The organism is Methylorubrum salsuginis, from assembly GCF_900114375.1.
GTDB classification, from domain to species: domain Bacteria; phylum Pseudomonadota; class Alphaproteobacteria; order Rhizobiales; family Beijerinckiaceae; genus Methylobacterium; species Methylobacterium salsuginis.
This window is the reverse complement of the sequence record NZ_FOSV01000005.1, coordinates 132,607-155,668: the sequence shown is the minus strand read 5'-3', so window position 1 is coordinate 155,668 and position 23,062 is coordinate 132,607. Positions and strand designations below refer to the sequence as shown.

24 protein-coding genes are annotated in these 23,062 nt (G+C 68.1%); 12 read left to right on the top strand and 12 right to left on the bottom strand.

Features of this window, described 5'->3' with window-relative positions:
- Positions 1–1,193: 1,193 nt before the first annotated feature.
- A complete protein-coding gene (locus BM140_RS25360) occupies positions 1,194–1,643 on the top strand; it encodes a hypothetical protein (RefSeq protein WP_131803770.1) in 450 nt (149 codons plus the stop codon).
- 365 nt (positions 1,644–2,008) lie between these two features.
- On the opposite strand, the gene glyS is transcribed toward BM140_RS25360, so the two are convergent.
- From glyS to BM140_RS08760, 3 genes are all read right to left on the bottom strand, one after another.
- A complete protein-coding gene (glyS, locus tag BM140_RS08770; protein WP_091944220.1) occupies positions 2,009–4,099 on the bottom strand; it encodes a glycine--tRNA ligase subunit beta in 2,091 nt (696 codons plus the stop codon).
- A gap of 43 nt (positions 4,100–4,142) precedes the next feature.
- The gene (locus tag BM140_RS08765; protein ID WP_091944218.1) at positions 4,143–6,020 is read right to left on the bottom strand and encodes a PhoX family protein; all 1,878 of its coding nucleotides are present in this window, start codon (positions 6,018–6,020) and stop codon (positions 4,143–4,145) included.
- An 86-nt stretch (positions 6,021–6,106) separates the two neighbouring features.
- Positions 6,107–7,039, bottom strand: a complete 933-nt coding sequence (locus tag BM140_RS08760; protein ID WP_091944215.1) for a glycine--tRNA ligase subunit alpha — start codon at positions 7,037–7,039, stop codon at positions 6,107–6,109.
- Positions 7,040–7,317: 278 nt separating this feature from the next.
- Between BM140_RS08760 and BM140_RS08755 the strand changes: the two genes are divergently transcribed.
- The gene (locus BM140_RS08755; RefSeq protein WP_091944212.1) at positions 7,318–7,551 is read left to right on the top strand and encodes a hypothetical protein; all 234 of its coding nucleotides are present in this window, start codon (positions 7,318–7,320) and stop codon (positions 7,549–7,551) included.
- A 2-nt stretch (positions 7,552–7,553) separates the two neighbouring features.
- Here BM140_RS08755 and BM140_RS08750 read toward each other — a convergent pair whose 3' ends face one another.
- Both BM140_RS08750 and BM140_RS08745 read right to left on the bottom strand, forming a co-directional pair.
- Positions 7,554–8,114: a TetR/AcrR family transcriptional regulator gene (locus BM140_RS08750; protein WP_091944209.1), complete on the bottom strand. Its 561-nt coding sequence runs from the start codon at positions 8,112–8,114 to the stop codon at positions 7,554–7,556.
- A gap of 1 nt (position 8,115) precedes the next feature.
- The gene (locus tag BM140_RS08745) at positions 8,116–8,580 is read right to left on the bottom strand and encodes a nuclear transport factor 2 family protein (RefSeq protein WP_091944206.1); all 465 of its coding nucleotides are present in this window, start codon (positions 8,578–8,580) and stop codon (positions 8,116–8,118) included.
- 163 nt (positions 8,581–8,743) lie between these two features.
- Here BM140_RS08745 and BM140_RS08740 point away from each other — a divergent pair, with 163 nt between their 5' ends.
- Both BM140_RS08740 and BM140_RS08735 read left to right on the top strand, forming a co-directional pair.
- A complete protein-coding gene (locus BM140_RS08740) occupies positions 8,744–9,031 on the top strand; it encodes a putative quinol monooxygenase (RefSeq protein WP_091944204.1) in 288 nt (95 codons plus the stop codon).
- Between the two features lie 21 nt (positions 9,032–9,052).
- Positions 9,053–9,490 carry a MarR family winged helix-turn-helix transcriptional regulator gene (locus BM140_RS08735; protein ID WP_091944201.1) on the top strand — a complete coding sequence of 146 codons (438 nt, stop codon included), beginning with the start codon at positions 9,053–9,055 and terminating at the stop codon, positions 9,488–9,490.
- 159 nt (positions 9,491–9,649) lie between these two features.
- Here BM140_RS08735 and BM140_RS08730 read toward each other — a convergent pair whose 3' ends face one another.
- Positions 9,650–10,510 carry a S49 family peptidase gene (locus tag BM140_RS08730; RefSeq protein ID WP_091944198.1) on the bottom strand — a complete coding sequence of 287 codons (861 nt, stop codon included), beginning with the start codon at positions 10,508–10,510 and terminating at the stop codon, positions 9,650–9,652.
- A 245-nt stretch (positions 10,511–10,755) separates the two neighbouring features.
- Here BM140_RS08730 and BM140_RS08725 point away from each other — a divergent pair, with 245 nt between their 5' ends.
- Positions 10,756–11,112: a hypothetical protein gene (locus tag BM140_RS08725; protein ID WP_091944195.1), complete on the top strand. Its 357-nt coding sequence runs from the start codon at positions 10,756–10,758 to the stop codon at positions 11,110–11,112.
- Between the two features lie 40 nt (positions 11,113–11,152).
- On the opposite strand, the gene BM140_RS08720 is transcribed toward BM140_RS08725, so the two are convergent.
- A complete protein-coding gene (locus tag BM140_RS08720; protein WP_091944192.1) occupies positions 11,153–11,899 on the bottom strand; it encodes a tRNA1(Val) (adenine(37)-N6)-methyltransferase in 747 nt (248 codons plus the stop codon).
- Positions 11,883–12,116, bottom strand: coding sequence for a putative signal transducing protein (locus BM140_RS08715; RefSeq protein ID WP_091944189.1), 234 nt, complete (start codon positions 12,114–12,116; stop codon positions 11,883–11,885). Before BM140_RS08715 ends, BM140_RS08720 begins: the two co-directional genes overlap by 17 nt.
- 289 nt (positions 12,117–12,405) lie before the next feature.
- Between BM140_RS08715 and BM140_RS08710 the strand changes: the two genes are divergently transcribed.
- The 5 genes from BM140_RS08710 to BM140_RS08690 are packed head-to-tail and all read left to right on the top strand — an operon-like array spanning position 12,406 to position 17,667.
- The gene (locus BM140_RS08710) at positions 12,406–13,428 is read left to right on the top strand and encodes a polyprenyl synthetase family protein (RefSeq protein WP_091944186.1); all 1,023 of its coding nucleotides are present in this window, start codon (positions 12,406–12,408) and stop codon (positions 13,426–13,428) included.
- A gap of 10 nt (positions 13,429–13,438) precedes the next feature.
- Positions 13,439–14,368 (top strand): AEC family transporter, encoded by a 930-nt coding sequence (locus tag BM140_RS08705; protein ID WP_091944183.1) that lies wholly within the window; start codon positions 13,439–13,441, stop codon positions 14,366–14,368.
- A gap of 51 nt (positions 14,369–14,419) precedes the next feature.
- Positions 14,420–14,767 (top strand): ArsR/SmtB family transcription factor, encoded by a 348-nt coding sequence (locus BM140_RS08700; protein WP_091944179.1) that lies wholly within the window; start codon positions 14,420–14,422, stop codon positions 14,765–14,767.
- A 49-nt stretch (positions 14,768–14,816) separates the two neighbouring features.
- Positions 14,817–16,499 carry an MFS transporter gene (locus tag BM140_RS08695; RefSeq protein WP_091944175.1) on the top strand — a complete coding sequence of 561 codons (1,683 nt, stop codon included), beginning with the start codon at positions 14,817–14,819 and terminating at the stop codon, positions 16,497–16,499.
- A gap of 10 nt (positions 16,500–16,509) precedes the next feature.
- Positions 16,510–17,667 carry an SRPBCC domain-containing protein gene (locus BM140_RS08690; RefSeq protein WP_091944492.1) on the top strand — a complete coding sequence of 386 codons (1,158 nt, stop codon included), beginning with the start codon at positions 16,510–16,512 and terminating at the stop codon, positions 17,665–17,667.
- A gap of 3 nt (positions 17,668–17,670) precedes the next feature.
- Here BM140_RS08690 and flgH read toward each other — a convergent pair whose 3' ends face one another.
- The 4 genes from flgH to flgF are packed head-to-tail and all read right to left on the bottom strand — an operon-like array spanning position 17,671 to position 21,070.
- A complete protein-coding gene (flgH, locus tag BM140_RS08685) occupies positions 17,671–18,417 on the bottom strand; it encodes a flagellar basal body L-ring protein FlgH (protein WP_091944172.1) in 747 nt (248 codons plus the stop codon).
- A gap of 24 nt (positions 18,418–18,441) precedes the next feature.
- A complete protein-coding gene (gene flgA / locus BM140_RS08680) occupies positions 18,442–19,500 on the bottom strand; it encodes a flagellar basal body P-ring formation chaperone FlgA (RefSeq protein ID WP_091944169.1) in 1,059 nt (352 codons plus the stop codon).
- 11 nt (positions 19,501–19,511) lie between these two features.
- Positions 19,512–20,303, bottom strand: a complete 792-nt coding sequence (gene flgG / locus BM140_RS08675; protein WP_091944166.1) for a flagellar basal-body rod protein FlgG — start codon at positions 20,301–20,303, stop codon at positions 19,512–19,514.
- Positions 20,304–20,329: 26 nt separating this feature from the next.
- A complete protein-coding gene (gene flgF / locus BM140_RS08670; protein WP_091944161.1) occupies positions 20,330–21,070 on the bottom strand; it encodes a flagellar basal-body rod protein FlgF in 741 nt (246 codons plus the stop codon).
- A 256-nt stretch (positions 21,071–21,326) separates the two neighbouring features.
- On the opposite strand from flgF, the gene fliL reads away from it, so the two are divergent.
- Complete coding sequence (gene fliL, locus BM140_RS08665) at positions 21,327–21,842, top strand: flagellar basal body-associated protein FliL (RefSeq protein WP_091944157.1); 516 nt, start codon at positions 21,327–21,329, stop codon at positions 21,840–21,842.
- Positions 21,839–23,053 (top strand): flagellar motor switch protein FliM, encoded by a 1,215-nt coding sequence (fliM, locus tag BM140_RS08660; RefSeq protein ID WP_091944154.1) that lies wholly within the window; start codon positions 21,839–21,841, stop codon positions 23,051–23,053. The genes fliL and fliM overlap by 4 nt, the downstream gene beginning before the upstream one ends.
- The last annotated feature ends 9 nt before the right edge of the window (positions 23,054–23,062 follow it).

Genomic DNA, 23,062 nt, shown 5'->3' with positions numbered 1-23,062 from the left:
TTAGATCAGGCATTCCCAGACCCCAAAAGTCCTTTGACCATTCCGATCTATCTTTATTAAAACGCCAAAACCCTCGTACGAAAGTAAGTACTGTGATCGCACAAGCTACTGGAAGCCAAAAGTTCCACATGCTGACACCGTTGTTTTGCAGAAACTCTCGAATTCGATCGCGCGTGCGCAGAAATTATGACTTCCACAAAAGCCAAGCCCCAACAAAGTAGCGACTTAGGTTGCTGCGCGGTCATTCGCTTCATGAGAAGCGTGGAGCCGGGTGGTTTCTCATAAGATGGGATGAATTGGTCGCGCTATATATATTTTCGACCAAAATTTTTCCTAATATACTTTTTCGGAACGTAAATACAACCTGTGTTCCCGCCGGATACATATCGCCACAATATGTATTGACACCTCTGAATACGGCCAACTCTCTATGATCAGTAGTGATGTACAAGAGACAACAAGGCATACCTACGCAATGTTTGTCCAGCTTGTAATTTATTGCTCCTTTCGACTCGTGTAATGGGCCTACGGATGTCATGAGAAGTGGCAAAATTATTATTAGAGGCAACACGAATGTCGCACATATAATTGCAAATATAATTTTGCTGGCCCGGTCGCTGCTCATGCCGATTTGCCTCAACCACATAATGGTCGTTGTCAAGACATTGAACTGCATCCGGCGCAGCCCGCAAGCAATCTTTCTTGGCTTCTGCACACGGTCGCGCAGGCGGCCCCACCACGCAGAAATCAGGAGTTTTGTGGGTAAATTTTGCTCAAGGACTTCAAGCCTTCACGACCCACGAAACCCATGAACGAAACGCGCAACGCGTGGCTGCTTTCTGGTAAGTTCGGACATACGCGATCCACGCCGCGAGGGTCCGAGTTGGGTCGAAAGCGGCTGTCAGGTCCGGTTCGTTTAAAGGTGACCCATATCGGACTGATAGCGCTGGTTCGCCTCTCCACACCTAAACCGAACCACATGGATGGGCTGCTATGGGTGGTGAGCGGGCTTTGGCTGTACGACCGAAAGCGGACGTTCACGCAGGGATCGGGCGGGTCGTTACGGATTTATTCAACCTAAACATAGCATGTGGCCCGACTCTCTATCTTATAGGTGCAAATTGATAATTTCGGGGCATACATTTTAGCTGCGAGTTGGCAATGCCGTGGTAGTTTGCAGCCCCGAGGCCGGCATGGACAAAGTTTGGCGATTTTTTCTCATTCTAGTTATCCTGGTCTCAATACATTCCAGCCAATTAATGCAATTTTTGTTTCCAGAAAATGAGCAAAGCTATTACAAAATCAACACGGACACCGTATCATATTTTGATACTTGCAGCAGCGGCGAGGAAGTCGAGCATAGAATCATTCGTGCAAGAATTTCTTTGCCGATTGATTATGATAAATCAAAATTTGTGGACTATTTTCGCAGAATATTAGATTACGATCTAAAATCGAGAGCTGAACACCAGAGAATTAAAAATATCTGGGTAGAGTTTTATATTCGCGAGCATCCAGGCTATGACAGTGAAGGATCGAAGCCTTATCGGTTTAAATATTTTCGCAATGGTGACGCTTGGGTTTGGCTCGCACGAGCTACAAAATCATATCCGCAAAATCTAATGACTAATCAAGACAAGTAGCTTGGTCAACATTATTTGAATAAAATCGATGGCGTCGCTGGATGCCCTTTCAGCCGCCAACAAGGGCTGTGCAATGCATATTCGTTGCAACACATTACCTTTAGCAAATGGGCGTCATGGAGAGCCCTAAAGCGGACATCCTGATGGTCAGCAATGAGTCGAAAGCGGCTGCCATGACCGGTTCGCAAAAGGTCGACCCATATCGGACTAACAGCGCCGGTAACGTCCGCAAGCCGCCCTCAGCAGACTGCCCTACGTTCGATCTGATTCGACGCCGCCCTGGGCCGCAGGCGACCGGAGGGCTCGGTTGAGCAGCAATCACCCTGGCTCCCCTCTCGCCGCATCGCGGGGAGAGGGGATGCGGCTCACCCCTCGATGCGCGAAAAGTCGGCGACTTCGCGGGTGGCGGCGCGCAGCGCGTTGAGGAGGAGGAGGCGGTTTTCGCGTAAGCCCGGATCGTCGGCGTTGACCGTGACCTTCTCGAAGAACGCATCCACCGGCGCCCGCAGCCGCGACAGCGCCCGCATCGCTCCCGAAAAATCTTCCGCTGCGACCGCCGCGGAGGCCTCGGCCCGGGCGGATTCCAGCGCTTCGGCGAGCGCCCGCTCCTCGGGTTGGCCGGCGGCCGCGCGGGCGGCGTCCGGGGCGGCGTCGTAGGCGCGACCGTCCTTCTTCTCCTCGATGCGCAGGATGTTGGCCGCGCGCTTGTAGCCCGCCAGCAGGTTCTTGCCGTCGTCGGTGCCGAGGAAGGCGCCGAGCGCCTCGACCCGGCGGACGACGAGCAGGAGATCGTCCTGGCCGGGCAGGGCGAAGACGGCGTCGATCAGGTCGTGGCGGGCGCCCTGATCGCGGAGATAGACTTTGAGGCGGTCGGCGAAGAAGGCGAGGAGATCCGCGGTGCGCTCCGCACCGGCCTGCGCAAAGCGGCGCTCCAGCAGCGCGGTCAGCGACAAGCGCAAGGACCGCTCGATCACGGCGCGGATCACACCCAACGCCGCCCGACGCAGCGCGAACGGATCCTTGCTCCCGGTCGGCTTCTCGTCGATCGCCCAAAAGCCCACCAGCGTGTCGAGCTTGTCGGCGAGCGCCACCGCGATCGAGACCGGATCGGTCGGCACCCGGTCGGAGGGGCCGACCGGCTTGTAATGCTCCTCGATGGCGGCGGCGACGCTTGCGTGCTCGCCCTGGAGCGCCGCGTATTTGCGGCCCATCAGGCCCTGCAATTCCGGGAACTCGCCGACCATCTCGGTGACGAGGTCGGCCTTCGCGAGCCGGGCGGCGCGCTCGGCGAGCGCCGGGTCGGCGCCGACCAACGGGGCGATCTCTTTCGCGAGCGCCGCGATGCGGGCGATGCGCTCCCCCTGCGTCCCGAGCTTTTCGTGGAAGACGATGGTGTCGAGCTTCGGCAGCCGGTCTTCCAGCTTGGTGGCTTTATCCGTCTCCCAGAAGAAGCGCGCGTCCGAGAGCCGGGCGCGCACCACGCGCTCGTTGCCCGCGGTGATCGCGGCGCCGCCGTCGGAGGCCACCAGATTCGAGACCAGTAGGAAGGCCGGGGCCAGTTCCTCGGTGCCGGATTTCCGCAGCACGAAGCATTTCTGGTTGGCGCGGATCGTCGCCCGGATGGCCTCCGACGGGATCTCCAGGAAGCGCTCGTCGAACGAGCCCATCAGCACCACCGGCTTCTCGACGAGGCCGGCCACCTCTTCGAGCAGGCCGTCATCCTCCACGAGGTCGAGGCCGCGGGCGAAGGCGAGATCGCGGGCGTCGTGAAGGATGATGTCCTTGCGCCGGTCCGCGTCGAGGATGACGTGGGCGCGCTCCAGAGCCTGGACGTAATCGTCGAAGCGGCGCACCTCGAACGGCTCGGGCGCCAGGAAGCGATGGCCGTAGGTGGTGGTGCCCGCCGTGATCCCGTCGACCGAGAACGGCACGACCTCCGGATTCTCCGTCTCCGGGCCGAAGGTGGCGACGATCGATTGCAGCGGGCGCACCCAGCGCAAGCTGCCGGGCTGGGCCGAGGCCGCGCCCCAGCGCATCGATTTCGGCCAGGGAAAATTCCTGATGATGCCGGGCAGGATCTCGGCCAGCACGTCCAGCGTCTCGCGGCCGGGCCGCTCGATCACCGCGAGATAGAATTCGCCCTTCTTCGGGTCGGTGACGGTCGTCGCCTGATCGAGGCTGGCGAGCCCGGCCCCCTTCAAGAACCCCTGGACGGCGGCGTCCGGCGCGCCGACGCGGGGCCCGCGCCGCTCCTCCCGCACCGCCTCGCCGCGGGCCGGGAGACCGGCCACGTGCAAAGCGAGGCGCCGGGGCGTCGCGAAGGCCTTGGCGCCCTCGTAGAGGAAGCCGCGCTCCACCAGCGCATCGGTGACGAGCTTCCTCAGATCCTCGGCCGCACGCCGCTGCATGCGCGCGGGGATTTCTTCGGAGCGGAGTTCGAGGAGAAGATCGGGCATGCGCGCGGGAATAGCCGCCCGGTCGGGCCGCGTCGAGATGACTTCAGCCGATCCGCCCGCCGCCCTTGCGCGTCACCGCCACCACGGAGGGGCGGGGCGGCATGTCGGGGGAGAAATCCGGCCAGCGGGTCGAGGGCTTCTCAAAGGAGCCGAGGGCGCCCTCCTCGTCGGGCTCGCCCGGATGCTGGACGGCGACGAAGAAGGTGCGGTCGTCCGGGGCGAAGCAGGGGCCGCACATCTCGGCGCCGACCGGCACTTGCAGAAAATGCTTCGAGGTGCCCCGGCGCGGCCCCTCCGTCTCCACCGCCCAGATGCCGTCGGCCCGGCCGGTGGCGCGGCGGTTGTTGCCGTCGGTGGCGATCCAGAGCCGGCCGCTCGAATCGAAGGCGCAATTGTCCGGCATGCCGAACCAGCCATCGGGGGAGGTCAGCGCCGAGAAGGTCGCCTTCACCTCAGGTCTCGCCGGATCGCCGCAGCGGACCAGCACCTCCCAGCGGAAGTTTTCGGAGACGTGATCGCCGCCGTCGGGGGTGATCTCGATCACGTGGCCGAAGGCGTTGGCCGCCCGCGGGTTGGCGGCGTCGGTCTGCTCGGGCGTGCGCTTGGTGTTGTTGGTCAGCATCACGTAGACGCGGCCGGTCCTGGGGTTGGCCTCGATGTCCTCCGGGCGGTCCATCGGGGTGCCGCCCAAAAGCTTGGCCGAGCGGCGGGTCTCGATCAGGACGTCGGCCTGGGAAGCGAAGCCGTTGGTGGCGTCGAGCCCATTTTGGCCGTGGGTCAGCGGGAGCCAGCGGCCGGTGCCGTCGGCCTCGAAACGGGCGACGCTGAGCGTTCCGGAATCGAGTAGGGTCGAGTTCTCCGCACGAGTGGCCCCGACGCGGCCCGCGCTGACGAAGCGGTAGACGTGCTGGAACCGCTCGTCGTCGCCGAGATAGACGACGTAGCGTCCATCCCCCGCCGTCACCCCCGCCGCACCCTCGTGCTTGAAGCGGCCCAGCGCCGTGCGCTTCCTCGGCATCGAGCCCGGATCGAACGGGTCGATCTCCACCACCCATCCGAAGCGGTTGGGTTCGTTGGGATTTTTCGAGAGATCGAACCGTTCGTGGAAGCGGCCCCAGGCATATTGCGGGCTGCCCATCCCCATCCCCTTGGCATTGCCGGCCTCTGGATGGCCCTCCGGCAGTGCGCCTTGAAAGTAATAGTGGATGTTCTCCTCGCCCGAGAGCCACGTTCCCCAGGGCGTTACCCCGCCGGAACAGTTGTTGATCATCCCCTCGACCCGACGCCCCTCGGGATCGGCGGCCGTCGTGAGCCGGGGATGGCCGGCAGCGGGGCCGGTGAGCGTCATCGGCGTATTCGCGGTGATGCGGCGGGTGTAGCGCGACCCGATCACCGGGGCCCAGCGACCGTTCTCGTAGAGAATTTCCACGACAGAGCCGCCATGGGCCGCCATCTCGATGGCGACCTGCTCCGGCGACAACGCGGCGATCACGCCCTTGCGGTCGGAGGCGCCGAGGCCGGGGAACATCAGTTCGGCGTTGGTGTATTCGTGGTTGACCACGAGCAGGCCGCGGTCGGCTCGGCCCCCGATCGGGATGAAGCCGACGAAATCGTTGTTGTAGCCGAAGCGCTTGTCCTGCGCTTCCGCGCTCTGCGCCGTCGGGTCGAAGGCCGGCACGTCGGGAAACAGCGGGTCGCCCCAGCGCAGCAGCACCTGCGCCTCGTAGCCCTCGGCCACGTGGAGATGCTCGTCGACGCCCGCCGCCAGTTCGGGGAAGTCGAAGGCCGGCGGCTCGGCGGCCATCGCCGGCATGGGGAGGCCGGCGGTCAAGGCGGCGGCGCCCACGCCGCGGATCAGGCCGCGCCGGGAGAGGCGGACGGCGATGAGGGCGTCGAGATCGGGGGAGGGGGTGTCGGACATCGCGGGCTCGTCGCGAAAGCGTCGGTCGAGGTCCCGGCGCTAGCCCCCTCGCATGTCGCTTCGATGACGGCGCCCGCGCCCAAGCGTCACGCCGCGGCGGCGCCGCCGCTCTCGGTCTTCAGCCACGCCGCGCCGCAGGCCTTGGCCAACTCGCGCACCCGCAGAATGTAGCTCTGGCGCTCGGTCACCGAGATGACGCCGCGGGCGTCGAGCAGGTTGAAGACATGGCTCGCCTTGATGCACTGGTCGTAGGCCGGCTGCGCCATGCGGTGGCGGCCGGTCTCGTCCGAGGGCGCGCCCGCGTCGAGGTAGCTGCGGCAGGCCTTTTCGGCGTCGGTGAACTGCCGGAACAGCATCGCCGTGTCGGCGGCCTCGAAGTTGTGGCGCGAGTATTCCTGTTCGGCCTGCAAGAACACGTCGCCATAGGTGACCTTGGCGTCGCCCTCACCGCCGTTGAAGTTGAGATCGTAGACGTTCTCGACGCCCTGGACATACATGGCGAGGCGCTCCAGGCCGTAGGTCAACTCGCCCGCGACCGGCGCGCATTCGAAGCCCGCGACCTGCTGGAAATAGGTGAACTGGCTCACCTCCATACCGTCGCACCAGCATTCCCAGCCTAAGCCCCAGGCGCCGAGCGTCGGGCTCTCCCAATCGTCCTCGACGAAGCGGATGTCGTGGAGCTTCAGATCGACCCCGATCGCGTCGAGCGAGGCGAGGTACAGCTCCTGGAGGTTCGGCGGATTCGGCTTCAGGATCACCTGGAACTGGTAATAGTGCTGCAGCCGGTTGGGGTTCTCGCCGTAGCGCCCGTCCTTGGGACGGCGCGAGGGCTGGACATAGGCCGCCTTCCAGGGCTTCGGCCCCAGCGCCCGCAGCGTCGTGGCCGGATGGAACGTGCCCGCGCCGACTTCCATGTCGTAGGGCTGGAGGATCACGCAGCCCTGCGCCGCCCAGAAGCGCTGGAGCGTCAGGATCAGGCCCTGGAACGAGCGGGTGGGCGAGAGATCGGCGTCGCTCATTTGTGCGGGTGTCCGAAGGCGGCGAGACGGGATTGCCGGCTCGTTTACGAGCGGGGGGCGGGGTGTCAAGCGAAGCGGCTTCTCGCTCGGCTCGCGCCGAGGCCGGCTGGTCGGGACGCGCTTCGTGTCCGAAATGCGGCCCCGCGTGTCGCCCGGCACATCTTTTTTCGGCGAAACCTTGGAGACCGGGAACTGCAAAGGTTGCCGCCAAGTTAATGCGGCAAAGGAACAGCCACGCTTCGCCTGCACGGCCAGCGCAAACCACGGCTCGGAAGATCATGCGCAAGGGAATGACTGTCTTCGCCGCCCTCGTCGCCGCTTCGCTGGCGGCCACGCCGATCGTGATGGGCGCCGCCGCGCGCGCCACCTCCGACGGCACCGACACCGTCGAGACCAAGGTCGCGGTCACGCTGGTCGAGGTCGCCCCAGTCGCGGCTCCCGCCGAGACCTGTATCCGCAAGGTGCGCGTGGTCTATAGCGGCTACGGCGCGACCCCCGCCGCCTGCCGCTGAGGTCAGGCGGCTCGGGCTCGCTCTCTTAGACACACAAGAATGCGCTCGAAGGTCTCGGGCCTGTCCAGCGCGCGGGCCAGCACGACCGCCCCCTGGATGCCGCCGACGATGTCCTCGCTGAGCGCCGTCGCGCCCTCCGGCGGATGGCCGACGCGGGTGAGCGCCTCGGTCAGCGCCTCGACCCACAGGGCGAAGTACCGCCGCAAAGCCTGCCCGAACCGGTCGCGGGCATCGCTCAGGCTCAACGCGCCGACGAGGCAGACGCGGCGACCCGAGCGGAAATAGTCGGTCACGGTTCCGAACATCTGGGCAATCGCCGCGGCCGGGTCGTCGTCCTGCCGCAGCGGGGCGAAGACACGGGCCTCGAACCACGCCTCGATCTCGGCCAGCACCGCCTCGACCATCTCGGCCTTCCCGCCGGGAAAGAAGTGGTAGAGGCTGCCCTTGCCGAGCCCCGTCGCCGTCGCGATCAGCGACAGGCTGGCCCCCTCGTAGCCGTGCTCGCGAAAGGTCTCGGCGAGCACGGGCAGGAGGTCGTCCCGCTGGGCGACTTGGCGGGCCACGTTACAGCCCGAGATCGCTGAGCGATGGGTGGTCGTCCGGCCGGCGGCCCAACGGCCAGTGGTATCGACGGTCGGATTCCGCGATCGGCAGGTCGTTGATCGAGGCGATGCGGCGGGCCATCAGCCCGGCCTCGTCGAACTCCCAGTTCTCGGTGCCGTAGGAGCGGAACCACTGGCCGCTGTCGTCGCGCCATTCATAGGCGAAGCGCACGGCGATCCGGTTGCCCTCATGCGCCCACACCTCCTTGATCAGGCGGTAATCGAGTTCACGCGACCACTTGCGGGTGAGGAAGGCGGCAATCGCGTCCCGGCCCTGGATGAACTCCGCCCGATTCCGCCACACGCTGTCGGGGGTGTAGGCGAGCGCGACCTTCTGGGGGTCGCGGCTGTTCCAGGCATCCTCGGCCATGCGGGCCTTCTGCGCGGCGGTCTCGGCGGTGAAGGGGGGCAGCGGCGGGCGTGACATGGGCGTCTCCGTACCGATCGGTCAACAATGTACCAATCGGTACAGGATTTGGGCAACGGTATCAACCCGGAGCGCGCGTGCGCATTGAGTCATTCGAGTCGAGTTTGCGCCAATCTCTATCTCGATATATATCTTGGTAGTAATTTTGACGGAGGGGGCAGCCATGCCGCTCGCGATCTTTGCCACCATCACGCCGAAGCCGGAGCACCTTTCGGATGCCGTCGCGGCGATTGAGGCCATCGTGGCCGCGACGCGGGCTGAACGCGGCTGCTTGCGCTTCGATCTCCATCGTGGGGTCGAAACGGAGCAGCTTCACCTCTACGAGATCTGGGCCGATCAGGCCGCCTTCGATCATCATCACGCCCAGCCCTACACGCGGGCGGTGTTTCGGCATTACGAAGCGTGGCTGGCCCGCCCGGTCGAGCTGACCATCCTGCAACCCGTGGCGTGATCCGTCACCGAGGGCGCGCGCGTGTTCTTCCTGAAGGATCTCCCGACGCAGCAGATGATCGAAGGCTATGCCGAGGCGCACGGCGTCGCGCCGAAGACGATCGCCTCGGCCCTCGCCATGATGCGGCGGGCAAGCCTGATGATCCGGCGGTTGGAGAGCTACTTCAGCGACCAGGGCCTGTCGCAATTGCGCTTCCTGGTCCTTATCGTCATCGATCGTGAGCCCGACCGCGAGACGCTGACGGTCGGCGAAATCACCGAACGCCTGGACGTTGCCGGCCCCGTCGTCGCGCGCACGTTACGCGCCCTCCTCGACGATGGGCTCATCACACAGGCCAAGGACGCGAGCGATGCCAGGGTCAAGCATGTCGGCTTGACGCGGCTCGGGAAGGAGAAGCTCGGCGCCCTGCTTCCCGGATACATGGCCATCATCGCCGATGAAATGGACGGAAAAGCTTGAGCGGGCGGACTGTCCTTGCCGAGCGTCCAGCCGATGCGAACTGATACCGAGCGGCACGGAACAGGACCGATGGTCCTATCCCGTGCGTCCGGCGGACACCCGCTGCCCCGCCGTCGCGGGGGCAATCGGCGATGCGCCAGGATCATCGCCGATCGGTATTCACAGCCCCAACCTGGCCCAGGCGGCACGCTCCTCGATGGCCGCCAGCGCACCCTCGGAAAGCGAGGCCGCCGTCTGGCCCGGCGTCGAGCGCCGCAGCAGGCGGGCGAGCAGGGAGCCGCGGGTCTCCGGCACCACGTGAAGCTCGACCTTCTCGCCGTAGCGCGCCCGCAGCGTCCCGCGCAGGTCGCCGACCGAATCGGCAAGGCCGAGCGGCACCGCCTGACGGCCAGTCCAGACCGCACCGGTGAACAGGTTTCGATCCGCCACGAGTCCGGGCCGGCGGGCGCGCACCAAGGTGGTGAACAGATCCTGCACGTCGGCCTGGAGTTCCTTCAGGCGGGCGACGTCGTCGGGGTTCTCGGGGCGGAACGGGTCGAGCATCGCCTTGGCTTCGCCCTGGGTATGGACGCGGCGCTCGATGCCGATGCGCTCGATCAGGCGGTCGAAGCCGAACCCCGCCGAGACGACGCCGATGGAGCCGACGACGGAGGCCGGGTCGGCCACGATCTCGTCGGCCGCGCAGGCGATCATGTAGCCGCCGGACGCCGCCGCATCCTCGACGAAGGCGAAGACCTTGAGCCCCTTCTCCTCGGCGAGCGCCCGGATGCGCTTGAAGATCAGGTGCGACTGCACCGGCGAGCCGCCGGGCGAGTTGACGATCAGCGCCACCGCGGAAAGCCCCGGCATCGCGAAGGCGCGCTCCAGGCTCGGCGCCACCGATCCGATCGAGAGACCGGGCCGGATCGGCGAGACCGCGCCGATCACCCCGCTGAGCCGCACCACAGCGACCCGCGGCGGCGCCTTGCGGAAGCGACGCGGCAGGAGGAAACGCAACCGGTCGGGCAGGCGAAGCGGCATGAGGGGCTCGGCGGCGAGGGCGGCGCGAGGCGCCGACGGCGGGGACGCCTCGTTAACAGCAGGCCGGATCGCGATCCATCGGCCCGATTCCCGCAACGGCGATCACGAAGCCGAAAGTGTGAGAACCAAACTCGGCCGCATGACGTTCATCACGGCCGTTTCCGGACGATCGTCAGGGCACGGCCGGGCCGCGATCCGTCCGCGCGCGTCCGCACCATCCGGACGGAACGGAGGGAATCGTCTCCATGCGTATCCTACGTCTGTTCATCCTGGCGTTCGGGATGCTCGGCGGGCTGGCCGGGCTGAACGCCACGGCGCAGGCCGCCCCGCTCCCGGTCGCGCCCATGGCCGCCCCAACCGCCGAGGCACCGCTCGTCGCCAAGGCCTATTACTACGGGTATCGCCGCCACTGGCGCCCGCGCTACTACTACCGTCCGGTCTACTATCGCCCGCGGCACTACTACCGCCGGCACTATTGGCGCCCGCGGCGGTACTACCGCCCGTACTACTATCGTCCGCGGCCTTACTGGCACCGCCGTCATTACTGGCACCGCCGTCATTACTGGCACCGTCGCCACTACTGGCACCGCCGGTTCTACTGAACCGCATGTCCCGAGGGGTGCCCATCCGGGCGCCCCTTTCTCATATCCGCCCGTGCAGTGCCGCCGCCTCCGGGGTGAAGCGACCGTCCGCCTCCTGAAGCACCAGCGGCGGCAGCAGGCGGAACGGGGCGCGGCTGCCCTTGCGGCCCGCAATCAGCACACGGATCGCCGGCCGATCCGCCCGCGCATGGACCGGGCGCACGGCGCAGTCGCCGAAGCGCCCCTTGAGGGCGTCGAGGCAGGCCGGCAGGGCGTCCGCCCGATGGATCAACCCGATCCGCCCCCCCGGTCGGGCGAGATCGGCGCAGGCCCGCATCCAGGCTTCGAGCCCGTCCTCGGCCGCGAAGGCGTGGGCGGCGGCCCGGCCCGCATCGGGGGAGGGGCGGTGCCCCGGCCCGGCGAAGAAGGGCGGGTTCGTCAGCACGAGATCGGCACTGTCGGGCACGAGCCCCGCGGCGCGGCGGGCGGCGCCGGAGGCGAGCAGATCGGCCTCGATCACAGAGACCCGCCCGTCGAGACTGTTGGCCACAACGTTCTCCCGCGCCAGCGCGGCGAGGGCAGGATCTCGCTCCACCAGCACCGCGCGGCATTCCGGCACGAGATGCGCCACCGTGAGGCCGACCGCGCCGGTCGCGGCGCCGAGATCGGCGACCGTCTCCCCCGGCTCCGGCGCGATCCACCGGGCGAGCAACACCGCATCGGTGCCGGCGCGGTGCGCGCCGCGAGGCGGCTGGTGCAGGGTCAGGCGCCCGCCGAAAAAGCGGTCCGGCTCAGCCGCGGGCGTCATCGCGCAGTTCGGCAGCAAGGCCCGCATCGGTGAGAATGCGTCGAGCCTGGGCGGCGTGATCGTCCGGCACCAGCAGGCGCCGCCCGAAGGCACCGATCGAGCCTTCCAGCGCGCTCATATGCTCGTCGGCGACGAAGAGCGGGATCTGCGCGCCCTCCAGCAGCGAGCGGGCGAAGCCGATCAGGACGATGTCGTTGCTGCGGATGAGTTCCGTCACGTTGCCGCACCTGCTCACAGGCCGGAGGCCCTGTCTCTCCAAGCTCCTACAGCATCGCGGCCGAAAGAAAGAGCGTGCGGGAGCCCCATATAACCGGGCAAGAAGCCTGAGGCCGCGGAGGCGACCGCCAGCGCTTGCGGCCAAACAAAGAAAACAGAGCCGCCTGCACCGCAACACATCGGGGGCCTTCGCCCCGATGTGTTGCGGTGCAGGCTGCCCCGTGCGAGAGGGGGCGCCACGGGGTAGAGGGTCCGGCGCCGCGCCGGCACGTCATCCGGAGGCTCCGCGCTTGGGCGTCGTCGTACCGCTGGAACAAGGCCGCACCGATCCGGAGGCGAGCCTCGACGATCTCGTCCGCCTCGTCGCGGGCGGAATGGAGCGGGTCAACACCACGATCCTGTCGCGCACCGGCTCGGATGTCGCGATGATCCCCGAGGTCGCCAACCACCTGATCGCGTCGGGCGGCAAGCGCCTGCGGCCGATCCTGACGCTCGCCTGCGCCGACCTGACCGGCTACGCGGGCGGGGACGGGGCGGTGAAACTCGCCGCCGCGGTCGAGTTCATGCACACCGCCACGCTGCTCCACGACGATGTGGTCGACGAGAGCGACATGCGCCGCGGGCGCGTCGCCGCCCGCATCAAGTGGGGGAACGAGGCGAGCGTGCTCGTCGGCGACTTCCTGTTGGGACAGGCCTTCCGCATGATGGTCGAGGTGGGCTCGCTCCGCGCCCTCGACATCCTGTCCGCGGCCGCCACGGTGATCGCAGAGGGCGAGGTGATGCAGCTCACCGCCGCCAAGAACACCGAGACCTCGGAAGACGAATACCTCGCGGTGATCCGCGGCAAGACGGCGGAACTGTTCGCCGCCGCCTGCGAGGTCGGCCCGGTGCTGGCCGGGCGGCCGGAAGCCGAGCAGGCGGCCTGCCGGGCCTACGGGATGAATCTCGGCATCGCCTTCCAGCTCATCGACGACGTGCTCGATTACGGCGGCACCAGCGCCGCGCTCGGCAAGAACGTCGGCGACGATTTCCGTGAGGGCAAGATCACCCTGCCGATCGTGCTGGCGCTGCGCCGCGCCACGGACGAGGAACGGGTGTTCTGGCGCCGCACCCTGGAACGCGAGGAGCTGGAGGAGGGCGATCTCGAACAGGCGCTCACGATCCTGCGCCGCCACCGCACGCTGGAAGACACGATGGACCGCGCCCGCCATTACGGCGACGCCGCCCGCGCGGCGCTCGACATCTTCGCCGACGGCCCGGTGAAGGCCGCGCTGCTCCAGGCGGTCGATTTCTGCATCGCCCGCGCGCACTGACGTCCTTGTCATGAGCGGCGCGGTCGTCCTGGCGCTGCTGCCGGTCGTCCTCTTGATCGCGCTCGGCCTGGGCCTGCGGCGCGGCGGCTTCCTCGACGGCGCGTTCTGGCCGGGGGCCGAGCGGCTCGCCTATTTCGTCCTGCTGCCGAGCCTGTTCTTCCACGGTCTCGCCACCGCGCAGCTCGACGCGGTCCCCGTGGCCGATCTCGCCCTGACGCTGATCCTGGCGACAACCACGGTCGCCGGGCTCGTCGTGGCGGCGCGGCCCCTGATGCGGATCGACGGCCCGGCCTTCACGTCGGTGTTCCAGGGCGCGGTGCGCTTCAACAACTATGTCGGGGTCACGCTGGCCGCGGGCCTGTACGGCGCAAAGGGCATCGCGCTCGCGGCCATCTGCAACGCCGCGATCGTGCCGACCGTCAACATCCTCTGCGTCGTGGTGTTCGCCCGCCACGGTTCGGCCCGGCTCACCGGGGCCGGCATTGCCCGGCAGATCGCGACCAACCCGCTCGTCGTCTCCTCTCTCGCCGGGCTCGCCTTCCGCCTCCTCGGACTGCCTCTGCCACCGGGGCTGGAGCCGGCGTTCCGCACATTGGGCGCCGCCTCGCTGCCGCTCGGCCTCCTCTGCATCGGCGCGGCCCTCGAGTTCGGCGCGGTACGGGCCTGGACCGGACCGATCGCGACGGCGTGCGCGGTCAAGTTCCTGGCGATGCCGCTCGCCACCGTCCTGTCCGCCCTGGCGCTCGGCCTGAGCGGCCCGGCCCTGACGGTCGCGCTCGTGTTCCAAGTGCTGCCGACGGCCTCTTCCTCCTACATCATGGCGCGCCAGCTCGGCGGCGACGCCCCCCTCATGGCCGGCCTCATCGCCGTGCAGACCCTGCTGGCGCTCGTGGCGATCCCGCTGGTGCTGTCGGCGATCGCGGCCGTCGTGCCGCTGTGAGTTCAACCCAGGCGGGTTGACAAAAAACCATTCGGTTATTTGAATGACCGAATGGTTGAGACTCGCGAACAGGCGCTGGACGCCGTCTTCCACGCCCTGGCCGATCCGACGCGGCGCTCGATCCTGCGCATGCTGGCCGAGCGCCCTCATGGCCTGAGCGAACTCGCGCCGGCCTTCCCGATCTCGGCGGTCGCGGTCTCGAAGCATGTCCGCACCCTGGAAGCCGCCGGCCTCGTCGCCCGGCAGGTGCAGGGCCGGTCGCATCTCTGCCGGCTGGAACCGATGGCGCTGCTGACCGCCCACCGCTGGCTTCAGGCCTACGAACGGTTCTGGAGCCAGCGCCTCGACGCCCTCGAAGGGCTCCTGGAGGAGATGAAGCGGGACGCCGATCCCGCCTGACACGCCCGACGCCGGAACGGCGCGGACAGGGACATCAGGGAGGACGTTCATGGCACAGCACGCTGCGGCCACCCATGCCGCGATACGGCCGGAGGCAATCCCCGAGGAGCGTGGCCGGGTCCGCCGCGTCATCGCGGCCTCGTCGCTGGGCGCGGTGTTCGAGGCCTACGACCTCGTGCTCTTCGGGCCGATGGCGGCGATCATCGCGCGGCAGTTCTTCTCGGGGCTCGACGAGGCCTATGCCTACGTCTTCACGCTGCTGTCGGCGGCGGTCACCTTCCTGGCACGGCCCTTCGGCGGCCTGCTCTTCGGGCGGCTCGGCGACCTCGTCGGCCGCAAATACACCTTCCTGCTCACCATCGTGATCATGGGCGGCGCCACCGTCGCCATCGGCCTGCTGCCGACCTACGCGGCCGTCGGCGTGCTCTCGCCGATCCTGCTGATGGGCTTGCGCATCGTGCAGGGCCTCGCCTTCGGCGGCGAGTTCGGCGGGGCCGTCACCTACATCGCCGAACATGCCTCCGCCGAGCGCCGCGGGCTGGCGACGAGCGCGGTCGGCATCACCATGGCCGGCGGCCTGATGCTCGCCATCCTCGTGGTGCTCGCCTGCGAGGCGATGCTCGGCAAGGCGGCGTTCGAGGCCTGGGGCTGGCGCATCCCGTTCCTGCTCTCCGCCGTGCTGATGGGCGTCTCGATCTACATGCGGCTCAAGTTGCAGGAATCGCCGGTCTTCGTGGCGATGCGCAGCCGGGGCGGCGGCTCGCGCCGGCCGGTGACCGAGGCGCTCGGGCAATGGGCGAACCTGCGCATCGTCCTGCCGGTGCTGTTCGGCGCCGTCGCCGGACAGGCGGTCGCGACGGCGACCGGCTCCTACCCGATCTATCTGCTGATGCTGAACCTGAAGATCGATCCGTTTCTCCTGCATTACACGATCCTCGGCTACAGCACCGGCCTCGTGGCCTGCATGATCGCGGCGGGCTGGCTCTGCGACCGGATCGGCCGCAAGCCGGTGATGCTCGCGGGTTTCCTCGGTACGGCTTTGCTCGCCCTGCCGGTCTACGAGGGCGTGACGCGCTACGCCCATCCCGACCTCGCGGCGGCGGTCGCCGAGCGGCCCGTCGTCGTGGCGGCCGATCCGGCCGGGTGCAGCCGCCCATTCGATCCCTTCGGCCTCGCCCGGTTCGACAGCCCCTGCGATGTCGCCCGCAGCGCGGTGGCCAAGCTCGGGGTGCCCTACACGACCCGCGATCTCGCGGCGGGCGAGGCGGCCCGGATCGAGATCGGCGCGCTCGCCCTCCCGTCCTTCGACGGCGCCGGGCTCGATGGGTCCGCCTTCACGAGCCGCAAAACCGCCTTCGGGAAGGATCTGGCGGCGGCGGTGAAGGCGGCGGGCTATCCGGCGAAGGCCGACCCGGCCAAGACCGACGTGCCGATGCTGATCGCGCTCCTGAGCCTGCTCAACGCCTTCGTGGCCCTGGCCTCGGCCCCGCTCGCCGCCTGGATGATCGAGCTGTTCCCCACCCGCATCCGCAACACCGCCCTGTCGGTGCCCTACACCCTCGGCGGCTGGTTCGGCGGCTTCTTCCCGGCCATCGCCTTCTCGGCCTTCACGGCGACCGGCAACCTCTATGCCGGACTCTGGTACGCGGTCGCGGTGTTGGGCGTCGCCTTCGCGGTCTCGGCGCTGTTCCTGCCCGAGACGCGGGGGCGTGCTCTCGATGCCGTCCCGTGAGGAGGCCCCGATGACCGAGCCCGCGACCGCCCCGCCTCGCATCGCCGTCAGCCTGACCCGCCGGCTCGACGCGCCGCCCGAGCGGGTCTTCGAAGCCTGCACCGATCCGCGCCGCCTCGTGCGCTGGCTGACGCCGGGGGCGGGCGAGCTGCACGCCGCCATCACCGACCTTCGCGTCGGCGGGTGCTTCAGCCTCGAAGGCTGCGACCCCGACGGCCGGACCTACGCCATCTCCGGCACCTATCGCGACATCGTCCCGGATCGCCGCCTCGTCCTGACATGGCATTACGAGGGGGAGGGCCCGTTGCGGGGGCCGCCCTCGCTGGTGCGGATCGATCTGCGCCCGCTCGGGCCCGACCTCACCGAACTGACGCTGTCCCACACGCAGATCGACACGTCGGAAAGCGCCGCGCGCTACCGCGGAGCCTGGGCGATCTGCCTGGAGCGCCTGAGCTGGTCGATGACCCCCACGGCGCCGGGCGCGGTGTTCCGTTCGCCGCTCGGTGCGATCAGCCCGCTCTACGGGCCGCGCCACCGGGTGTTTCAGGAGGAATTCGGGACCGAAAACCTCGCCAACCGATTGCGAAAGCTTTCGGTCACAAGCGAACTCAGCGCCGCGCAGAAAAACTTCATCGCCGGGCGCGACATGGTCTTCCTCACCTCGATCGACCATCGCGGCTTCCCGACCTGCTCCTACAAGGGCGGCGCGGCGGGCTTCGTGCGGGTGGTCGATGCGCGCACTCTCGAAATGCCGAGCTACGACGGTAACGGCATGTATCTGAGCGCCGGCAATCTCGCGGCCAACCCGAAACTCGGCCTGCTCTTCGTCGATTTCGAGCGGCCCCACCGCCTGCGCCTGCACGGGACCGGGCAGGTCCTGCGCGACGCCGCCGCGCTCGGCGCTCATCCCGGCGCCGAGTTCGTCCTGCGGATCGCGATCGCGGAGGTCTTCGTGAACTGCCCGCGCTACGTCCACCGCTACCGCCGCGTCGCACCGTCCGGCTTCGTGCCCGGAGAGCCCCGGGCCGGCGAGGTGCCGGCCTGGAAGCGGATCGACGCCTTCGGCGACGTGCTGCCCCCGCGCGACCGGGCCGCGCTCGACGGGTCGGAGGACGGTTCGATCACCCTCGATGCCTACCGGGCGCTGCTCGACAGCGGCGAGACGTGAGCCTCAGAACGGCAGCAGGATATCCACGAGCTGCTGGCCGTAGCGCGGCTGCTGCACGTCGGTGATCTGGCCGCGGCCGCCATAGGCGATGCGGGCCTGGGCGATCTTGGTCGAATCGATGGTGTTGTCCGATTCGATGTCCTCGGGGCGGACCACGCCGGCCACGATCAGCTCGCGCACCTCGAAATTGATGCGGATCTCCTGCTTGCCCTCGACCACGAGGTTGCCGTTGGGCAGCACCTGATTGACCACCGCGGCGATGTTGGTCGTCACCGTCTCGGCGCGCTGGACCGAGCCGGCGCCGTCGCTCGACGTGGTCGAGGTACCGGTGATCAGCTTGTCCGGCGTGATGCCGGCCGCCGCCACCGCGGCGCTGCTCTCCAGGCCGAAGGCGTTGGGCAGGCCGAGGCCTTCGGCGTTCGAGCGGGAGCGCTTGGTCTCGTTGTTGAGGTTGGCCTTGTCGGTGACGTTGACCTTCACGGTCAGGAGGTCGCCGATGCGGGCGGCGCGCTGGTCCTTGAAGAAGGCGCGGGAGCCGGTGCGCCACAGCGAGTTCGGCGCGTAGCTCACCGGCTGGATATCCGGCATCGCCATCCGGACCGGCTTGTAGCCCGGCTGGCTGGTCGGGTCCTCGATCGCCGAGAGGGCCGGCGTGGCGCCGATCTGCGACAGGCGGTCGACGGTGTTGCAGGCGCCCAGCGGCGCGATCGCGACGGCGGCGAGGAGGAGGCGGGAGCGGCGAGGAGCCATCGGACGGGACGCCTTACGAGGGGATCAGTTGAGGCCGGGCCGCGCGGGGAGCGCGCTGGCCTGGAGGACGGGTTGCGGCGCAAGCGGGCTGACCGAGACGCGGCCAGGGCCGACGACGACCGCCTGGAGCACCTTCTTCGAGGCGCCGTTCGTCACCGCGACGCTGGCGCCGAGGCGGCCGGACTCGTTGGCGGTGCCGCGCATGGCGAGCGAGACGCCCGCCGTCTCGAACACGATGGTCACGGCCTCGCCGCGGCCGACGAGATCGGGCGGGGCGACGTCGCCGGAGCGCAGCACCTGCCCGGCGCCGACCGGACGCTGCGCCACTTGGCCCAGGGCGAGGGCGGTCGTGCCGAGGGCATCGACCGGCACCGTCTCGCGGGGGCGGCGCTCGACCGCGAGGTCGGACGCCGTCACCGCCTCGCCGCGGTTGAGGTTACGGGTCAGCACGGCGACCTCGCGGATTTCGACCGCGACGCCGGAGACCCGCAGCGAAGCCTGCCGCTCGCCGAGCACCACGAGGCCGGCGACCCGGCGGTTGCGCGGATCGTAGGTGACATCGACCGCCGCCGCCGGGCCGTCGAGGTCGAGGGGAGCGAGGAGGAGCGGGGCCTCGCCGTCGAGCCGCACCGACAGGGTCTTCGCGTCGAGCCCGTAGGCCGTCTCGAGCGTGCGCTTGAGCGCGGCCTCGATCTCGGCTGCGCCGACGCGGCGGGCGGCGCGCTGCACGCTCACCTGCACCCGCCCCCCCGTCTCGATACCGGTGAGCCCGAGGGCGGCCGCCGCCTCGACGATGCGCCGGGCCTGGATCGTGCCCACCGCCCCGAGGCCGGGGGCGCGGAACATCGCCCGGGCGGCGAGATCGGTCGGCGCCCCCTCGACGAGATCGCCGAGGCTGAGCGTATCGCCCCGCGCGGTCACGTCGCCGCGCAGGCGCAGGGCCTCGGCGGCCATCAGGGGCGAGACGAACAGGGCGAGCATCGCGAAGGCGGCGAGCGCCAGGGCGGTGCGGCCGATGGCACCGGGGGAGGGCGGCAGCACGGCGCGCTTGGCGGGGCGGCGGATCGGGCGAAGGGCGTGCATCACGGATCTCGTCAGCCGCGGAACATCTGCGAGGTGGTGGAGAGCATCTGGTCGGCGGCCGTCACCACCTTCGAGTTCATCTCGTAGGCGCGCTGCGCCGCGATCAGCGACGAGATTTCGGTGACGGCGTTGACGTTGGCCTCTTCGAGGTAGCTCTGCTGCAGGTTGCCGAAGCCCTCCGAGCCCGGCAGGCCGGTGACGGCGGGACCTGAGGCAGCGGTCTCGACGAACAGGTTGTCGCCGATCGATTCGAGGCCGACCTTGTTGACGAAGCGCGCCATCTGGAACTGGCCGAGCGCCTGGGGCGCGGTCTGGCCGGGGATGGTCGCCTGCACCGCGCCGGTGGCCCCGATCGTTACCGCGGTCGCGGTGTTCGGCACCGTGATGCCGGGATCGAGCAGGTAGCCGTCGCGGGTGACCATCTGGCCCTGCGCGTCGAGGTCGAACGAGCCGTCGCGGGTGTAGGCGGTGCGGCCGTCCGGCATGCGCACGCGGAAGTAGCCCTCGCCGCGGATCGCGACGTCGTAATCCTTCTCGGTCATGGTGAGCGTGCCCTGCGACATGACGCGGGCGGTCGAGACCGTCTTCACGCCCGAGCCCAGCGCGAGGCCGGCCGGCAGCACGGTGTTCTGGTCGGAGGTGGACGAACCGGAGCGGCGCAGGTTCTGGTAGAGCAGATCCTGGAAATGTGCCTGCTGCCGCTTGTAGCCGGTGGTGCGCAGGTTCGCGATGTTGTTCGAGATGACCTGGACGTTGAGTTCCTGGGCCGCCATGCCGGTGGCGGCGGCGTAGAGAGCGCGCATCGGAGCGTTTCCTTAAGCGGCGGCGATCAGGCGACGTCGGCGAGGCGGCGGATCGCCGTGCCGCGCAGGTCGTCGAGGCGCGAGACGATGCTCGACACCATGGAATAGGTGCGGTTCACGTCCATCAGCCGGGTCATCTCGATGACCGGCTTGACGTTGGAGCGCTCCAGGGCGCCGGGCTCCAGCCGGCCCTCGGCGCCCGCGGGCTGGCCGGGCGTGGCCGACGAGAACAGGTTGGCGCCCTCGTTCCTGAGCGCGCGCGGATCGGCGAAGCGCACGAGTTGGACGCGCCCGCGCACGCCGAGATTGGTCGAGACCGTGCCGTCGGGGGCGATGGAGAGCCCCGTCTCCTGCTGGCCGATGGTGATCGTGCCGCCATCGCCCTGCACGGCATAGCCGTCGGAGTTGACGAGGTTGCCCTGCGCATCGAGCTCGAAGGCGCCGTTGCGGGTGTAACGGAGCCCCGAGGGCGTCTGCACCGCGAGGAAGGCGTCGCCGCGCACGGCCACGTGCATCGGGTTGCCGTCCGGCTCGATCGGCCCCTGGCTGAGGTCGAGCGGCGTGCCCTGGTCGATGACGTAGGAGACGCGCCGGTCCTGCCGCTGGAAGCTGTCGGCGGAGGCCACCGGCATCAGGTATTCCTGAAAGCGGGCCGAGCGGCCCTTGAAGCCGGTGGTCGAGACGTTGGCCATGTTGTTGGCGATGACGTCGAGCTCGCGGGCGAGCGCGGTCTGGGCGGAGACCCCGACGAAGAGCGCGTTCTGCATGGCTGGCCTCGGATAGCGGCGGCGGACGAGAGCATCACCGCAGGGACCGTGCCATCCCGGTCTTCTTATTTTTCCCTTTAACGATCAATAGCTTGATCGGATTTCCCCCGTCGGCGGCGCCGGGACGGTCGAACCCCGCGGCAAGTCCGACCCGGCAAATTCTGCCCGGCTTAAGAGGGCGTTAACCACGCCGGCCGAGAACGGAAGCGGGGCCGCACGCGCGCGCCCCGCGCCCGTCCCCGATCCCGAGCAGCACATGGCCAAGAAGCCGAAGAAGGCGCCCGAGGCGGAGGGCGAGGGCGGCGAGGCGGAAGCGCCGAAGTCGAAGAAGAAGCTCATCATCATCGCGGCCGCCGCGGTGCTGCTGCTCGGCGGCGGGGGCGGCGGCTTCGTGTTCATGAAGAAGAAAGCTGCTGCGGCCGCCGAAGCCGAGCACGGCGCCCATGCGGATGTGAAGATGCCCGCCGTCTTCGTCGACGTGCGCGACATGCTGGTCAACCTCAACGCCGATCCCGGCCAGGCCAAGGGCAGCACGCTCAAGCTGCGCATCGCGCTGGAACTGAAGGACGCCAAGGTCGAGGCCGAGGTGAAGCCGCTGATGCCGCGCGTCGAGGACGCGTTCCAGACCTATCTGCGCGAGATCCGCGCCAGCGATCTGGCCGGCTCGGCCGGGCTCTTCCGCCTGCGCGAGGAGCTTTTGCGCCGCGTCAACATCGCGATCCACCCGGCCAAGGTCGAGGCGGTGCTGTTCAAGGACGTCATCGTTCAATGATGGGCCCCGAGGACGATCTCGACGACGATTGGGCAGCCGCCTTCGCCGAGCAGGGGGCCGAGGGCGGCGACGCGTCGCTCGCCGAGGAATGGGGCGCGGCGCTCGCCGAGCAAGGCACCACCAAGAGCGCCAGCGACGTCGCCGCCGAATGGGCGACGATGATCGAGGACGGGGAGACCGAGAACCTCCCCGAACTCGCCGGCAACGACCGCATCCTGAACCAGGACGAGATCGACGGCGTCCTCGGCTTCTCTCTGCGCGAACTCTCCGCCTCCGGCGCGGGGGGCGTGCGCGCCATCGTCGATTCGGGCGTCGTCCAGTACGAACGCCTGCCGATGCTGGAAATCGTCTTCGACCGGATGATCCGGTTGTTGTCGACGTCCCTGCGCAACTTCTTTCAGGACAACGTCGAGGTGACGCTCGACAACATCACCTCGGTCCGGTTCGGCGACTACCTCAATGCGATCCCGCTCCCCACGCTGCTCGGCGTGTTCAAGGCCGACCTGTGGGAGGGCTCGGGCCTCGTCACGGTGGAGCAGACGCTCGCCTACTCGACCATGGACCTTCTGCTCGGCGGCAAGCGCGGCGGCTCGTCGAGCCGCCTCGACGGGCGCCCGTTCACCACGATCGAGATGAGCCTCGTGCGCCGCCTCGTCGAGATCATCCTCACCGACCTCGAACTCTCGTTCCAGCCGCTCTCGCCGGTGCGGTTCGGCATCGACCGGATCGAGACCAACCCGCGTTTCGCCACCATCACCCGTCCCGGCAACGCCGCCATCCTGATCACGCTCAAGCTCGACATGGACGGGCGCGGCGGCGGGATGCAGATCCTGTTCCCCTACGCGACGATCGAACCGATCCGCGATCTGCTCATGCAGAGCTTCATGGGCGAGCGGCTCGGGCGCGATCAGGTGTGGGAGAGCCATCTCGCCACCGAGATCTGGCAGGCCGACATCGAAATGGAGGCGGTGCTGCACGAGGTGACGCTGCCGCTGAAGCGCGTCCTGAACCTCAAGGTCGGCGACACGCTGATGTTCGACCGCAAGCCCTCCGACCTCATCACGGTCCGTTGCGGCGACTGGGCGCTGACACAGGGGCGTATCGGCCGGATCGACGACGCCATCGCGGTGCAGGTCGCCCGGCCGCTGCGCCAGTCCCGCACCACGCTCCAGGCCTACGAGACCTCGATGCAGAACCGCAACGACGGCTAGGATTGCGGC